Genomic DNA, 15,081 nt, shown 5'->3' with positions numbered 1-15,081 from the left:
ATCGAAAACAATGAAAAATATATATTTTAAAGCGGCGATTTTCAGTGCCATTTCAATGCTGTCCTTCTCGTCTTGTGTAAAAACTGATGATTATGAGGTGCCGGAAATCAAATGTACCAACAGATTTGCAGCTGCAAATCACCCACTTACTGACCTTGCTACCATTGCAAAAGCAAAACCGGGTGAAGCTGATATTATCAAAGAAGACTACATTGTTGAAGCTTATGTTTCTTCAAGCGATGAGTCAGGAAATATTTACAAAATGATGTTCCTTCAGGATAAACCTGAAAACCCGACTCAAGGGATCGAGATTGATATCGATGGCGGAAACCAATATCTTGATTATCCTACAGGAGCTTTAGTAAGAATTAACCTGAAAGGATTGATCGTTCAGGGTGTTAACGGAAATATTAAAGTAGGTACTTATGATCCAAACTATCCTATCGGTAGAATTAACCCGAATAAAGTATCCAATTACCTGGCAAGAGTTTGCGATGGACAAAAGCCTGTAGTAGCTGCAATGAAGCCATTGGAGTTCAATTCTATCTCTGATGCTTTGAAAAACGGTGCTCACATCAACCAGCTTGTAAAAATTAAAAACGTTCAGTTTGAAGAGCCTGAACTGACAAAAACTTTTGCTGATGAATCAGCTACAGGTGACCGTTATATTACGGATAAAAAAGCAGGAAGATTAGACCTTCGTTTCAGCAACTATGCAACGTTTGCGAAATCTCCGATTTCTCCTAAATATGAAAAAAGCGGTGATATCGTTCTTCTTCTAAGCCGTTTTACCAGTTCAAGTAATGCAACGATTTTCACAGATCAGGCGTATATCAGAAATCTGGATGATATTAACTTCCCGAATGCCAGATTCACTCCGGGTGAGCCTGAACTTCCATCTGCTAATGCCGTTAATCTTTTCCCGAGCTCTGATTTTGAGAACTGGCCATCTTTCCTGTCAAGTTTAAATAGCTTTGGACTTATGTCTTATGCCTCTCAGGGTCTTGGTTTGGGATATAATGATACAAACTCCCTTCAGATTAAAGGTACACCTGGTACCAATGACTATGTATTTACAGCGAATGCGGCATCAGGAATACCAGCAGCTCCGAAGAGAATTACAATGTATATCAAAGGGACTGCATCAGGAAAATCACTTTCTTTCAATGTATACAGAGCAACACCGTTAGCTCCTAATACCTCTGCTTTCTATACATTCAATTTAGCAACATTCTCTACAGGTGCTACTTTAAGCCCGGAAAGTACGAATTCATATAACGGATCTATCAATACGAACGGACAATGGAGACTGATTGAGCTTACGCTTACAGGTCTTACCGATCTTAATACTACTGCTGGAAAAACAATGTTTGCCCTTAAAACAGGAAAAGATGGAGTGTATGATCTTCAGATTGATAACATCAAAATTGAGTAATTCATTAGGATAAAATATATTCTAATATATAAATAAAAATTGGGCAGCTTGAAAGCTGCCCAATTTTTATTTATACGAGATTTTACTTGCGTTTATTTAACCGTAATTGTTGGATCCCAGTAAAAGTAACCGTACAGAATCTGTTTGTTACTGTCATTCGGATCTAGAATATAAAGTCCAAACTGTACATAGAAATTCTCTGTACCTGTAGCTTTTACTTTAGAATCGATACTTGCAAAAGTAATATCAGCGCTGGCAGCAGGAAGACCGTTTTGAGAATTCAGATTAGGTACCGCAGCCTGTCTTCTTTCAACAGAATTGTACATAAAGCTGTTAAAAACCTGATCACCGGACCAGTATTTAATATTGTAGATGATCACAGCATCATCAGAATTTTGATAGATTGATGTTCCTCTGAAAGAAACTATATCTCCGGCTCTTGCACTGAAGTTCAGATCAGCTGTTCCCTGTCCGGAAATAGCGTTGGCATTTGAAACGATCATATGCTGGCTGTTGTGATCAATTCCTGTAGGATTATTAGGATCCTTACTTGGATTTGGATAAGTGGATCTTACATAATCTGTGTCAATAACGATCAGGACATCAATTTCCTGACTGGATGATTTTAGTTCTATATCTTCCATGATATTTAGTTTTTGTCTGGTGTTTCTTACTCATTTGGCTTTTCAGATTCCGCCCCGTTATTTAAGTGATTCCGGCTTCACCTCTTGGGTTGTAATTACATTACAAATGTACATTGCTGGAAATGAAAATATTAGAGTGAAAATGCTGAAATTTATGATTAGGTATTTGTACTTAATTAATCTCTTTTATGTGATTTGTTTTCCCAGACAAAAAAATACCCTGAAAATTTAATTTTTCAGGGTACCCATTTTATAATGGTTAAATCTAATTTTTGTTTAAAAAGAAACCTCATTCACTTCTTTTCCTCTTTGGAAGTTCATCGTTTTCTGGCTGCCTTTATAGGCAATGTTTACCAGATTGATCTGCTTAGGAAAAGCGCTTAAAAGGATCGTATTTTTAATCTTTAAGGTATTAATATCCGAAACACCTCCGGTTTCAAAATATACCCATACTGTTTCTCCACTGACCTGACTTCCCGTAAAGGTAATCGTTTTGGGTGACCCATTGACAAATACATCAAAATTATTGTTCACATATTTTTTTACCTCTGCCTCAAATCCTGCCGTGTTAGGGTTAATTTTAATAGCGTCAGAGATATGGCTTGTATTCATTTTTGTGGTAAACTTCAATGTCTTGCTTCCATCAATATAGTCAACTTTGGTCATTGAAGAGAAAAAGTCTACATACATAAAACTCATTAACACAAAAAATGTTAAAATTCCTGATATATATAAAAGTTTTTTCATCTTAATTAATAGATTTACAATCATACTTGTTCGTTATAAGTCACAAATAATATGCCAATTAAAAATTTACATTCACAGAATATTTATCATAAAAGGCCTTAATATGCGCTACAGCTTCGTCAGCCGTATCTACCACACGATAAAGATCAAGATCATCTTCAGCAATCATTCCCCCTTTTAACAGAGTTGCTTTAAACCAATCCAGTAGTCCTCCCCAGAATTCACTTCCTACTAAAACAATTGGGAATTTTCCTATTTTATTGGTCTGAATCAGGGTCATCGCTTCAGTAAGTTCATCCAGCGTTCCGAATCCTCCGGGCATTACTACGAAACCTTGAGAGTATTTTACAAACATTACTTTTCTCACGAAAAAGTAATCAAAATTCATAGAATAGGATTTATTGATGTAAGGATTGAAATGTTGTTCAAATGGAAGGTCAATATTAAGTCCTATCGATTTCCCTTTGGCATTAAAAGCCCCTTTATTTCCTGCTTCCATGATCCCCGGGCCGCCTCCGGTAATAATTCCGAAACCTAGTTTGGTGATCTTTTCAGCGATATCTACTGCCATTTCATAGTATTTGTTCTCCGGCTTCAGTCGGGCAGAGCCAAATATAGAAACGCATGGGCCAATTTTAGCCAGTTTCTCATAGCCGTCTACAAATTCAGCCATGACCTTGAAGACCATCCAGCTGTCTTTGGTGATTGTTTCGTCCCAGGTTTTCTGTCTGAAACTGTTATGCAGTTTTGTTTCGTTACTATCAAGTTCTGGATTTACTAAACTTTCATCCCTGGTTCCATCAATTTCCATTGCAAAAATTTATTTAAAATGTTTTTCGGCTTCTATTACGGATGAAGGTCTTCCGACGTCAATAAGAATACTGTCATGTACAAAACCATGTATGTGCTCGGTCTGCATAAGATCCAGATATTCTTCCATAACAGAGAATTTGCCTGTTCTTTTTATTTTTTCAAAGATGACAGGATTGATACAATGGATTCCACTGAATGCAAGAGCTTTAAAGCCTTTATTGAATTCTGCCAGCCTCTGTTCTCCGGTTTGCACATTCAGCCAGCCTCTCAAAACCATATCATCATTGAAAAGGAGTTTTCTCGAACTTTCTCTGTCCGAAACCGCTAAAGTAGCAAAATCTTTTATCTTTTTGTGATATTCTACCAATGCATTGATGTTCAGATCGGTCAGAATATCAGCGTTCATGATTAAAAAATCTTCTCCGTGATCTAAAAATTTTCTTGCAAATATCAAGCCGCCGCCTGTTTCCAGAAGTTCATTGGTTTCATCAGAGATTTCAATCTTGCATCCGAAATTATTGTTTTTATTGAGAAAATCAACAATCTGTTCTCCAAAATGATGAATGTTGATAACAAAATCAGTGATTCCGAAGCTTTTCAGGTATTTTATATTTCTTTCCAGAAGCGGAATTTCATTGACTTTTGCCAAAGCTTTCGGGTGGTGATCTGTAAAAGGTTTCAATCTGGTACCTTTCCCTGCTGCGAAAATTAAAGCTTTCATAATAGTATAAGTAATGAATGATAGGTAATGAGTAATATAAGTGTAATGAGAGAATTACTTATTGCTCATTACTGATTACTAATGTTCAGTTGCGGTTGTTCATCGTGTTGAAGGGTTACCTGAGTTCCTTCGGGATATTTTTCTTTGATAAATTCTGCAATTTTTATGGCACAATATACTGATCTGTGCTGTCCGCCTGTACATCCGAAATTAATCTGAAGATGTTCAAAGCCTCTTTCTAGATAATTATCAATATTGATAGAAACAAGGGATTTTACCAGTTCCAGAAACTTTGGCATTTCCGTTTTTGTTTCCAGATATTCCTGAACGCCAATGTCATTCCCGGTCTGGATTTTATATTCTTCAATCCTTCCCGGATTTAAAATTCCACGGCAGTCAAAAGCGAAACCTCCGCCATTTCCTGTATTGTCTTTAGGGATTCCTCCTTTCTTATAAGAAAAACTGTGTATTTCGATGTGTAGCATATTTTTTTATTTTTAAACCATTAAGGTTTATTTAGTTATCTTAAAATTGCTTCGTATTTGCTCAGATATTTTGATCTGTCAGTCTGAGCGGAGCCGAAGACTTACTTATTTATTATTTCCTCAATTTTTTGCTTTGCCTTCTCTGATGTCAGTTGCTGAATTACTTTTTGCAATTCCGGATAATTATTCATTTGTTCCCATGAGTCTGCAAATTGGGTAATATTCTGTATCCCTTTTTCAAGGCTAGCCATGAAATGGTGTTTCCTCTGTATCAGCCCCCGGAATCCGTATGCTCCCAAAACCTGTAAAAATCTCATCATCTGAATAGGTTTTACAGCATTTTTCAATTGTATTCTTGTTTCAGGGTTTTCGAACATCTGAATATAATATTCCAGCATTTCCTGTTTGAAATCTTCCGGGAAATTGGCTTTAGCCTGAAAAAGAAACGAGATTACATCATAGATTAACGGTCCTTTCATTGCCGATTGGTAATCGATAAAAGAGACTTTATTCTTTTCATTCACCATGATATTTCTTGCCTGAAAATCACGGATCATAATTCCTTTAGGTTCAAGGTTCTCAATAAGTGCTGCAATTCTTTTAAATTCTTTGAGAAGTGTTGATTTGTTGTATTCAAGCTCCAGAAAATCGGCCACAAAGTTTTTGAAATAATAAAGATCATGAATCACAGGGAGTTCATCATAACTTTCATATTCAAAGGTTTTTGAAAAATCAATTTTTCCCTGTGTCTGCATCTGCAGTTGGTAAAGCTTTTCCAGAGTCTGTTGTACCAAAGCTTTTACGGTGGGTGACAAGTATTCTTTTGTAATCACATCAGAAAGGGTCTGTTGTCCCAAAAATTCCTGGATATACATCTTTCTGGCCTGTGAAACAGCAAGAATGGTAGGAGTATTAAGGTTCAGCTCTGAGAATACCTGGGAATAATAAAGAAAACTTTCATTTTCCGGGATATTTTCATTGTACGTGATGATGTATTTTTCGGTACCGGCAGTGGCCAGAAAATTGACCCTCGCGGAGCCGCTTTGAGCTAATGTGACGAATTCGGAAGATTTTTTACCTAAATGGTTTTCAAAAAATCGTTTTGCGTTTTCAGAAGTCATAATATGGAAACAAATATACTAAATTAACATGAGTTGGAAATTATAGTGTAAAGAAGTGATTAGTAATACGAAAGAGCATCAAGACAGAAATGTATAATTTTACCTATATTGAATGTTTTTATGAAAAATTTTAAGGCTTAGATCCGGAATGAGTTGGGTTTTACTCCTGATTTTTAACTTTCTTTATTCAAATTCAGGATATTACACGCTAATTTTTATCTTTGTAGTATGCTGAAAGACTTTAAACCTGTTTTAGGTATTTTATTGCGTTTTATTGTTATCTACCTGGTGCTGCTTTTTGCCTATCAGTTTTATCTGAATAGTGGGAAAGACTCCGGATTGGATTCTTTTTCAAGAATGATTGCCAATCAGGTAACTTCTCTGCAGAACGCGATAGGTTATCCTACAGAACTTTATGACGATGTAAAGAACGAGCAGGTTTGGTTTTATGTTAAACAGAATTATGTGACGAGAATGGTGGAAGGGTGCAATGCCATTTCTGTCATTATTTTATTTGTATCTTTTGTTTTTGCCTTTTATAAGGGAATGAAAACCTTTGTTTTTGTGGGAGCAGGATTGGTATTATTGTATATTATCAATCTTTTAAGGATTGTAGGATTGAATATCGTTATGTCTGACTATAAGGAATACGGAAAGATGTTTCACGATTTCATTTTTCCTGCCATTATTTACGGAAGTGTGGTTTTACTTTGGTTAATCTGGATTAAATTTTTTGCTTTAAAACATGAAAATTCTTAGCTGGTTTCTGGTTATCGCAGGAATCTGCGGATTGATAAGTGTAAGAGCCGTGGAAGGAATTATTTTTTATGATCCTTTTTTAGACTACTTTCACGAAGCCAATAAACACATTGAGTTCCCTGCCTTTGAGTGGGGAAAATTGATTGCCGGACATGTTTTCAGATTTATTTTAAATCTTTTTTTTTCCTGCCTGATTATCTACGGTTTATTCAAAAATAAAGACTGGACTATACAGGGAGCGGTGATGATGATTGTTGTCTTTGCCATTACATTACCGATTTACCTTTACTGTATTCACAGCAAGTTTGAAATAGGATATCTTTTTTCTTTTTATATGAGAAGATTTGTGATTCAGCCGTTGATTATCCTTTTGATTGTTCCTGTATTTTATTATAGAAAGCAGATGATTGATAAAGAAAAATAGGAATGAAACGGGTTTTTTATTCACCTTCATGAATTGTGTGTTTATCCACACTGGTCACATTCTCCGGCGTCCATTCTACACGCTTGACGAAATCTTTTTCACGGACAGGGCAGTCCTTGATTTGGCAGACCGGGCATGAAATCGGTTTACAGTCATCCATATGAAAATTGAACTCAATAGTACGTTTAATATTTTTAGCAAGAAGGATAATTACCTTTTCCATTTCTCCATGAGCATCACGAAGGTCATAATACCATGGAAGAGTAATATGGGCATCAATGTGTAATGAGGAACCGAATTGCTGGATTTTCATATTGTGCACGTCAATCCATTCTGTTTGTCTGTTTTCTTCAAGGATTTTAATCACCTGATTTAGTATTTCAGGATCTTGCTCATCCATAATACCACTCAGAGATTTTCGAACGATTTTATAGCCTACAAATATGATGTAAAGTCCAAAACTTAAAGCTACTACTGAATCCAGCCAATAGATTCTTGTGAAGTAAACAATGATTAAACTGGCCACTACGCCGAGGGTTGTAATGGTATCCGACTGAAGATGTTTACCGGAAGAGATAAGAACCAGAGAATTTTCCCGTTTCCCTTTCTTGATGGAAATATACCCCAGCAGGTAGTTAATAACTGCAGTGGCTGCGATAATCCATATCCCAAGATCAATTTTGCTCAGCGTTTTTCCTACAATGAGACTGTGAACTCCTTCATAGATGATCATAACACCGGCTATGGCAATTAAGGCTCCTTCAATTCCGGAAGTTACGAATTCTACTTTCCCATGGCCATACGGATGGTCATCATCTTTAGGTTTGGCTGCAAGATGGAGAGAATAGAGCCCCATGAATGCACTGATGACATTGACGATGCTTTCCATAGCATCAGAAAACACAGCATCAGAATTGGTAAGCTTCCATGCAATAATTTTTCCGACAAAAAGGATGATTCCGAATGTGGCAATGAGCTTCTGAAATCCTATTTTTTCTTTATGGGCATTTTTCTGGGTGTTCATAATTGTGTTTGATAAAAAAAAGAATCTCAATTCTGAGACTCTTTTTATTTTGTTAGTTTATACTAAGTTGTTTGCTACAAGGTATTCTGCAATTTGTACAGCGTTGGTTGCTGCTCCTTTCCTCAGATTGTCTGCAACGATCCAGAGGTTGAGCGTTTTAGGCTGTGACAGATCCCTTCTGATCCTTCCAACGAAAACTTCATCTTTTCCTTCTGAATAAAGAGGCATCGGGTAGTGGTTGTTTTTTACATCATCCATTACGATTACTCCAGGAGTTTCAGATAAGATTTTTCTTACTTCGTTCAGTTCAAATTCATTTTCGAATTCAATGTTTACACTTTCAGAATGTCCTCCCTGAACAGGAACTCTTACCGCAGTTGCTGTTAAGTTAAAGGTATCGTCTCCTAAAATTTTCTTAGGTTCCTTCATCAGCTTAATCTCTTCTTTTGTGTAATCATCATCAGCAAATACATCACAGTGTGGCAATGCGTTTTTGAAAATCTGATAAGGATATACTTTTTCAGTAGAATCATCTCCGCTGATTTCACCGTTTAACTGGTCTACAGCAGCTTTACCAGTTCCTGTTACAGACTGATAGGTAGAAACAATTACTCTTTTTAAATCATATTTTTTGTTCAAAGGTCCAAGAACCATCACCAATTGAATGGTAGAACAATTCGGATTTGCAATGATTTTATCTTCTTTTGTTAAAACATCAGCATTGATTTCAGGAACGACTAATTTTTTGTCAGGGTCCATTCTCCATGCAGAAGAATTATCAATGACTGTTGTTCCTGCTTCTGCAAACAGAGGAGCGAATTCAAGAGAAGTAGAACCACCTGCAGAGAAGATAGCAATATCCGGTTTGGCAGCTATAGCGTCCTTCATGCTTACGATGGTAAATTCCTTCTGTTTATACTTCACCTTCTTGCCTACAGATCTTTCGGATGCTACCGGGATTAATTCTGTTACAGGGAAGTTTCTCTCCTCCAAAACTTTAAGCATAACTTGTCCAACCATTCCTGTTGAACCTACTACAGCTACTTTCATTGATTTAATTAAAAATTTAAGATTAAACTATTTATAAATTATAACGCATATAATTTCTTTGTCTGTTTTAAGCCCCGAAGACTCTTGTCCAAGGGAATGCAAATGCAAATAAACCTACTGCAATCAATCCCATAATTACTACTCCTAAAGAAATAGTATCATTGGATTTTACTTTTTTGTTGACAATGGTCATCAAAACTGCTGCAATAAGCATAGAGAATGGATGTTCAACATATTGGAATCTTAATGCTGCATTTTTCATTACTTCTCCCATGTTTAAACCTTTGCTGAAAGTGGTAATCAGCATAATGATTCCCAATAAAAACTGAACGTGGAAGAAAATCATTGTGAAAAGTGTTGTTTTCTTCAAAAATTTGTTCACTTTTCCACTGAAACCGAACATGGTAGCTAAAAGTGCAATAACAAATAATGTTACCAAAAGAATTTCAAGATACCCGAAACCTTTGTGGGCATTAAGTAAAATGTTGTAAAAATCCATAATCCTATTTTTTTTGTACACAAAGATAACAAAAATCCCGGCTCAAAGCCGGGATTGATATTGAGAAAATCTAATATTATGATATTATTAGAAGTTGAATGATAATGTTGCTGCCCAGGTAGTTCCGAAACCGAAATAAGCACGGTTACCAGTTGCTAGACCTTTGTACATCATACCAAGTTGTTCGTAAGTCTGATTTTGAGAATTAAGTGTTTTTCCATCAGCCAGATATTTTGGTTTATCGTCAGCAAATACACTTGTAGCAGAATCAGAGATGTAAACTTTATCAAATAAATTGTAAACGTTAGCTCCGATTGTGAAGTACTGAGCTTCGTTTTGTAATCTGATTTTGTAAGAGAAACCTACATCAAACAGGTTGAAATCTGGTAATTTCAATACTCCTCTTTCCTGTGCGGAAACGTTAGTGAATGTTCCTGCATCAATTGTAGAATAAAGTTTACCTACATATCTCCATGTTCCAAAGATATTAAGATCTTTTACCGGTTTAACAGTAAGTCCTAATGATGCAGTCATCTGAGGGATACTGTTGTTGCTTGAACCACCTACCTTAACTTTATCCAGGTATAGTTCGTTACCTGCTGAACCAGCTAAAGTAACAGGGTTGTTATTGTCATCAAAAGAAGCTACACTAGCATTTCCTTTATAGTAGTAGTCTCCCCAAGAGAACATCCCTTGAAATTCAAGGAAACGGTTTGGTCTGTATACTCCATCAAATTCTACTCCCTGGTGAACCTCAGTAATACCGTTGATTTCAGAGTAACCTGTAGTCGTTGAACCGTCTGCTAAAGTGAAAGTCTGACCTGTTTTTCTTAACCATCTGTCTTTCCACTGTGTTCTGTATACGTTAACGTTTGCAGTGAATTTTGCAGATCTGAATCCATAACCGATTTCAGCAGAAGAAATTTTCTCGTTAGACAGGTAAGGATTAATAAACTGCTGGTTACTTGGATAAACAGTGTTTAGGAAAGGTTGCTTGCTGTAATATCCTAAGTTAGCAAAAACGTTATGTTGCTCATTGATGTTATAGTTAGCTCCCCCTTTAATGTTATATCCAAAAAGGTTTTTAAATCCTGTTTTCGTGTTTACAGTCTGGCCTTTTACTGTACTTCCGTCTACTACAAAGTTGTCAATTCTCTGGTAACCTTGATTAGATACGGATCCTTGTAAGAATGCAGATAGATTGTCTTTAGTATATTCTACCTGTGCAAATCCACTGTACCAAAGAACTTCTCCGTCATTGCTATATCCAATCTGATCTTCAGATGGAGCTAGTTTACCTCCAAAAGGATTCCAGCTAAGCTTTTTGTAATCATAAGCATTGCTTACGATTCTTGGAGCAAAATTTTGGTTTGCTTTGTCTTTATATCCTGCTGCTCCATAAAGATCACTAACAACCTGATAGTGGTAACCATAGTAATATCTGTCATCTGTTCCTATTGAGAAATTCCAGTTATCATTGATTTTATGTTGGAAGTTTGCTAAGATACCATACCAGTTGTGAGAGTTGATACTTGATCTACGAATTAGAGTACTTCCGGCACCCGCAGTATTTAAGTTAACTGCTGCGTTAGCTGCGAAGATAGCATCATAGTTAAAGTGACCTGCTGCATCATAGAAATCAGTCATTCCTTTTCCTCCTACTTTTCCTAAGTCACCTGTTCCACCACCTCTACCATTAGACATATATAGAACAGTACTTAATTTAGACTTTTCACTCATTGTCCAGTCCCAGTTCAACATCATTACCGGTTTAGAGTAATAGTTTGATCTGTTTGCTAAAGCAACTTTGTTTCCTGAAGCATCCGTGTAGTATCCGAAGTCAGAATTGTATCTTCTGTAAGGACTTTTTCCATCGTATTCAGGATTATAGTTGATATAATTTTGAATTGTTGGCGCAAAAGTTCGCTGATCGTGCCACTGAGGAGCAGAAGTTATAGTAAACTGTAAGTTATGTTTTTTGTTGATTTCATAACCTAATGCAAAGAAGTATGCATAAGATTCATAATCAGTGTTTTCAATATAAGTACCTCCGGCTTGTCTGCTCATTAAGAATGAAGCAGAAACTCCATCTTTAGATTTACCAGTGTTGTAAGAAAATGAAGTTTTTAAATAATCATTGTTACCAACACCTAATCTGATAACCCCTCCTTTTTTCATATCAGCAGAACGGGTAAGGAAGTTTACTGTTCCTCCTACAGAAGCAATAGCCAATTTAGAAGAACCTAAACCTCTCTGAACTTGTAATGTACTTGTTACATCGGATAATCCGGTCCAGTTTGAGAAATAAACAGTACCACCTTCCATATCGTTAACAGGCATACCGTTTACCATTACAGCGATGTTTCTTGATTCGAAACCTCTGATTGTAAGACCTCCATCACCAAAACCACCTCCGGATTTTGTAGCGTAAACAGATGGAGTAGTGTTCAAAATCTCAGGTAATTCCTGGTTACCTAATCTTTCTGCAAGTTGTGCCGCTTTAATGGTAGAAGCAGCAACAGGTGTTTTTCTATCTTTAGCGATATCCGTTACACCTCTTAAGATTACCTCTTCAATATCTTTGGACTTTTGTACTGTGTCCTGAACTTGTTGAGCGTAATAAACACTAGCTGTAGATAAAGTAATTACTGCAGTTAGTATCGATTTGTTGATTAATTTCATAATCGTTAGTAATAATTAGATTTAATTTTCTGCAAAATTCGCAAAATTAAATTTAACTATTATTAACTCAATGTTAATTTTTAATAAGTCTTAATAATGTTAAAGTGTTAAAAATCAATATTATGGCTAAAAATCGAATTTTTGTATGAAAAAAGTCATGTTATTGAATTTTTAACAAAGCGGTGGTGTTTTTGTTAAAAATTCAAAGCTATTTCACTGCTTTGAGACTCAAATCTATATTCTCAGCAGAGTGGGTAAGGGCTCCCACAGAGATATAGGTAACGCCTGTAGAGGCAATTTCTTTCAGCATATCGCGGGTAATTCCTCCTGATGCTTCAGATTCACAAGAGCCGTTGATCATTTTTACAGCCTCCTTCATGGTTTTGACATCCATATTATCTAACATGATTCTGTCAACTTTCGCATTGATAGCTTCCTGTACCTCTTCAAGATTTCTTGTTTCAACCTCTATTTTTAACTTTTTCTTATTCTTTTTAACGTAATCCTTTGCCATTGCTACTGCATTGGTAATGCTTCCATTGTAATCAATATGATTGTCCTTCAGCATAATCATGTCATAAAGACCATATCTGTGATTGGTTCCGCCTCCGATCGCCACTGCCCATTTCTCACACATTCTGAAGTTGGGAGTTGTTTTTCTTGTATCTAAAAGTTTAGTTTTGGTTCCTACTAATCTGGAATCCCATTCATGGGTAAGGGTGGCAATACCGCTCATTCTCTGCATGCAGTTCAGTACAAATCTTTCTGTAGAAAGGATTGACCTTGCACTTCCTGTAACCGTAAGTGCTACATCCCCGAATTTACAAGGCGTTCCATCTTTAATAAAAACTTCAACTTTCAGATTTTTGTCAAATGTGTTGAAAATGATTTCTGCCAGCTCAACGCCTGCAAGAATACAGTCCTGTTTTACCAAAAGCCTGGCACTTTGTACAAGATCCTGTGGAATAGTAGATAGGGTAGAGTGGTCTCCATCCTGAATATCTTCCTCAAGTGCACTTTTTATAAATGTCTTTAATGCTTTATCTGTTACGTATGCTGGTCTTTTCATTATATTATGCTTTTAAGCTAAATCTTTATTATAAAACGCTCCCTTATTCTCTGTCATCTCCATAGATTGGGTAATGATGAGGTGGGCAACAGTTGTCAGGTTTCTTAATTCCGATAATTGCGGGGAAAGAATAGAGTAGTGGTATATTTCATCAACTGCGGCGGCAATTTCCTGGTGTTTTTGCAGAGCCATGTTCAGACGTTTATTGCTTCTTACGATACCTACAAGATCGCTCATCATTTCCTGAAGTTGTTTTCTCAGATAGCTTACGATAACCATTTCGTCCATGATTTTCATACCTTCTTCATTCCATTCCGGAACGGCTTTCAGATCATCAAAATTGAAATTGTTTTCATTAAGAAGGTCTACTGTTTTAATCGCTGCATTGTGCCCGAAAACTAAACCTTCAAGAAGTGAGTTGGAAGCAAGCCTGTTGGCGCCGTGAAGTCCTGAGTTGGTACATTCTCCTACAGCAAAAAGATTTCTGATGGAAGACTGTCCGTCTCTGTCTACTTCAATTCCTCCCATCAGATAATGGCAGGCAGGTACAACAGGAATCAACTGAGTGAAAGGATCAATTCCTTCGTCTTTGCATTTTTTATAAATATTCGGGAAATGTTCTAAGAATTTTTCATGGTTCATTTCCTTGCAATCCAAGCCAACAAATTCGTCTCCGGTAATTTTCATTTCGGCGTCGATGGCTCTTGCAACAATATCTCTTGAGGCTAATTCTTCACGTTCATCATATTTATGCATGAATTTTTCACCTCTTTTGGTCCTTAATTTTGCTCCATCTCCACGAACGGCTTCTGAAATTAAAAACAACATTCCATCCATTTTGCTGTACAAAGCGGTCGGGTGGAACTGGTAATATTGCATATTGGAAACCTTTCCTTTGGCACGGGCAACGAAAGCAATTCCGTCTCCTGTTGCAATCGTAGGATTGGTGGTGTTTTTATAAACGTGTCCGGCACCTCCTGTGGCAACCAGTGTTATTTTAGAAGTAATTTTTTTGATGGTTTTGGATTTTTCATCCAGAATATAAGCCCCATAGCAATGGATGTCACCTTCATTAAGTTCTTTTCCCGGAACGTGGTGCTGAGTAATGATGTCAATGACATAATGATGGTCAAGAATTTCAATATTCGGGCTGCTATTGGCTGTTTCCAGTAAAGCTCTTTCGATTTCAAAACCTGTGATATCTTTATGATGGACGATTCTGTTTTCGGTGTGGCCTCCTTCTCTTCCTAAAGCGAATTTGCCGTTCTTCATATCGAACTGTGCTCCCCATTCAACAATTTCATTGAATCTCGCAGGAGCTTCTCTTACCACCATCTCTACGACATCACGTTTGTTTTCTCCGTCACCGGCACGCATCGTGTCATCAATATGTTTTTGAAAATTGTCATTCTGAAAATCTGTAACGACAGCGAGACCGCCTTGTGCATATTTGGTGTTGCTCTCGTCTTCATCAGACTTGGTTACAATAATGATTTTGGCATCAGGGTGCTGTTCAGAAACTTTAATGGCATAGGAAAGTCCGGAAATGCCGGAACCAATTACTAATACATCCGCTTTTATCATATGCTGGCTTTAGGTACAATCGTT

General features: G+C 36.7%; 15 protein-coding genes. 3 read left to right on the top strand and 12 right to left on the bottom strand.

Translation table 11 applies throughout. From position 1 onward, the window contains the following. Positions 1-10: 10 nt before the first annotated feature. A complete protein-coding gene (locus RAH34_RS13210; RefSeq protein ID WP_306596439.1) occupies positions 11-1,435 on the top strand; it encodes a DUF5689 domain-containing protein in 1,425 nt (474 codons plus the stop codon). A 92-nt stretch (positions 1,436-1,527) separates the two neighbouring features. Here the strand turns inward: RAH34_RS13210 and RAH34_RS13205 are convergent, their stop codons facing one another. The 6 genes from RAH34_RS13205 to RAH34_RS13180 form a co-directional block, all read right to left on the bottom strand. Beyond that, positions 1,528-2,079, bottom strand: coding sequence for an inclusion body family protein (locus RAH34_RS13205; RefSeq protein WP_110008398.1), 552 nt, complete (start codon positions 2,077-2,079; stop codon positions 1,528-1,530). Positions 2,080-2,355: 276 nt separating this feature from the next. Continuing rightward, positions 2,356-2,826, bottom strand: a complete 471-nt coding sequence (locus RAH34_RS13200) for a DUF6702 family protein (protein ID WP_226798727.1) — start codon at positions 2,824-2,826, stop codon at positions 2,356-2,358. Between the two features lie 58 nt (positions 2,827-2,884). Continuing rightward, the gene (locus RAH34_RS13195) at positions 2,885-3,637 is read right to left on the bottom strand and encodes a TIGR00730 family Rossman fold protein (protein ID WP_306596438.1); all 753 of its coding nucleotides are present in this window, start codon (positions 3,635-3,637) and stop codon (positions 2,885-2,887) included. Positions 3,638-3,646: 9 nt separating this feature from the next. Further along, entirely contained in the window at positions 3,647-4,360 is a 714-nt protein-coding gene (locus RAH34_RS13190; protein ID WP_114819821.1) for a nucleotidyltransferase family protein, read from the bottom strand. A gap of 68 nt (positions 4,361-4,428) precedes the next feature. Next, positions 4,429-4,845: an RNase adapter RapZ gene (locus RAH34_RS13185; RefSeq protein WP_114819822.1), complete on the bottom strand. Its 417-nt coding sequence runs from the start codon at positions 4,843-4,845 to the stop codon at positions 4,429-4,431. Positions 4,846-4,946: 101 nt separating this feature from the next. Continuing rightward, positions 4,947-5,966, bottom strand: coding sequence for an aminoglycoside phosphotransferase family protein (locus RAH34_RS13180; RefSeq protein WP_306596437.1), 1,020 nt, complete (start codon positions 5,964-5,966; stop codon positions 4,947-4,949). Positions 5,967-6,194: 228 nt separating this feature from the next. Between RAH34_RS13180 and xrtF the strand changes: the two genes are divergently transcribed. Continuing rightward, positions 6,195-6,725 (top strand): exosortase family protein XrtF, encoded by a 531-nt coding sequence (gene xrtF, locus RAH34_RS13175; protein WP_114819824.1) that lies wholly within the window; start codon positions 6,195-6,197, stop codon positions 6,723-6,725. Next, positions 6,712-7,149 (top strand): exosortase F system-associated protein, encoded by a 438-nt coding sequence (locus RAH34_RS13170; protein ID WP_114819825.1) that lies wholly within the window; start codon positions 6,712-6,714, stop codon positions 7,147-7,149. Before xrtF ends, RAH34_RS13170 begins: the two co-directional genes overlap by 14 nt. 16 nt (positions 7,150-7,165) lie before the next feature. Here the strand turns inward: RAH34_RS13170 and RAH34_RS13165 are convergent, their stop codons facing one another. The 6 genes from RAH34_RS13165 to nadB form a co-directional block, all read right to left on the bottom strand. Then, entirely contained in the window at positions 7,166-8,173 is a 1,008-nt protein-coding gene (locus RAH34_RS13165) for a cation diffusion facilitator family transporter (RefSeq protein ID WP_114819826.1), read from the bottom strand. Between the two features lie 57 nt (positions 8,174-8,230). Beyond that, positions 8,231-9,223, bottom strand: coding sequence for an aspartate-semialdehyde dehydrogenase (locus RAH34_RS13160; RefSeq protein ID WP_306596436.1), 993 nt, complete (start codon positions 9,221-9,223; stop codon positions 8,231-8,233). 67 nt (positions 9,224-9,290) lie between these two features. Continuing rightward, positions 9,291-9,722 carry a hypothetical protein gene (locus RAH34_RS13155; RefSeq protein ID WP_034691532.1) on the bottom strand — a complete coding sequence of 144 codons (432 nt, stop codon included), beginning with the start codon at positions 9,720-9,722 and terminating at the stop codon, positions 9,291-9,293. Positions 9,723-9,809: 87 nt separating this feature from the next. After that, positions 9,810-12,404: a TonB-dependent receptor gene (locus tag RAH34_RS13150; RefSeq protein ID WP_306596435.1), complete on the bottom strand. Its 2,595-nt coding sequence runs from the start codon at positions 12,402-12,404 to the stop codon at positions 9,810-9,812. A 208-nt stretch (positions 12,405-12,612) separates the two neighbouring features. Next, positions 12,613-13,473, bottom strand: coding sequence for a carboxylating nicotinate-nucleotide diphosphorylase (gene nadC, locus RAH34_RS13145; protein WP_114819828.1), 861 nt, complete (start codon positions 13,471-13,473; stop codon positions 12,613-12,615). Positions 13,474-13,485: 12 nt separating this feature from the next. Then, positions 13,486-15,057, bottom strand: coding sequence for an L-aspartate oxidase (gene nadB, locus RAH34_RS13140; RefSeq protein WP_114819829.1), 1,572 nt, complete (start codon positions 15,055-15,057; stop codon positions 13,486-13,488). Between the last annotated feature and the right edge of the window lie 24 nt (positions 15,058-15,081).

The organism is Chryseobacterium sp. WLY505 (assembly GCF_030846215.1).
Lineage (GTDB): Bacteria > Bacteroidota > Bacteroidia > Flavobacteriales > Weeksellaceae > Chryseobacterium.
Note: the sequence above shows the minus strand (reverse complement) of the source record. Positions and strands in the feature narration are given on the sequence as shown.

Coding starts and splice junctions, on each gene's coding strand:
- RAH34_RS13155 (WP_034691532.1), bottom strand. CDS start 9,722: ATGGATTTTTACAACATTTTACTTAATGCCCACAAAGGTTTCGGGTAT.
- RAH34_RS13150 (WP_306596435.1), bottom strand. CDS start 12,404: ATGAAATTAATCAACAAATCGATACTAACTGCAGTAATTACTTTATCT.
- RAH34_RS13190 (WP_114819821.1), bottom strand. CDS start 4,360: ATGAAAGCTTTAATTTTCGCAGCAGGGAAAGGTACCAGATTGAAACCT.
- RAH34_RS13210 (WP_306596439.1), top strand. CDS start 11: ATGAAAAATATATATTTTAAAGCGGCGATTTTCAGTGCCATTTCAATG.
- nadB (WP_114819829.1), bottom strand. CDS start 15,057: ATGATAAAAGCGGATGTATTAGTAATTGGTTCCGGCATTTCCGGACTT.
- RAH34_RS13160 (WP_306596436.1), bottom strand. CDS start 9,223: ATGAAAGTAGCTGTAGTAGGTTCAACAGGAATGGTTGGACAAGTTATG.
- RAH34_RS13170 (WP_114819825.1), top strand. CDS start 6,712: ATGAAAATTCTTAGCTGGTTTCTGGTTATCGCAGGAATCTGCGGATTG.
- RAH34_RS13180 (WP_306596437.1), bottom strand. CDS start 5,966: ATGACTTCTGAAAACGCAAAACGATTTTTTGAAAACCATTTAGGTAAA.
- RAH34_RS13205 (WP_110008398.1), bottom strand. CDS start 2,079: ATGGAAGATATAGAACTAAAATCATCCAGTCAGGAAATTGATGTCCTG.
- RAH34_RS13195 (WP_306596438.1), bottom strand. CDS start 3,637: ATGGAAATTGATGGAACCAGGGATGAAAGTTTAGTAAATCCAGAACTT.
- nadC (WP_114819828.1), bottom strand. CDS start 13,473: ATGAAAAGACCAGCATACGTAACAGATAAAGCATTAAAGACATTTATA.
- xrtF (WP_114819824.1), top strand. CDS start 6,195: ATGCTGAAAGACTTTAAACCTGTTTTAGGTATTTTATTGCGTTTTATT.
- RAH34_RS13165 (WP_114819826.1), bottom strand. CDS start 8,173: ATGAACACCCAGAAAAATGCCCATAAAGAAAAAATAGGATTTCAGAAG.
- RAH34_RS13200 (WP_226798727.1), bottom strand. CDS start 2,826: ATGAAAAAACTTTTATATATATCAGGAATTTTAACATTTTTTGTGTTA.
- RAH34_RS13185 (WP_114819822.1), bottom strand. CDS start 4,845: ATGCTACACATCGAAATACACAGTTTTTCTTATAAGAAAGGAGGAATC.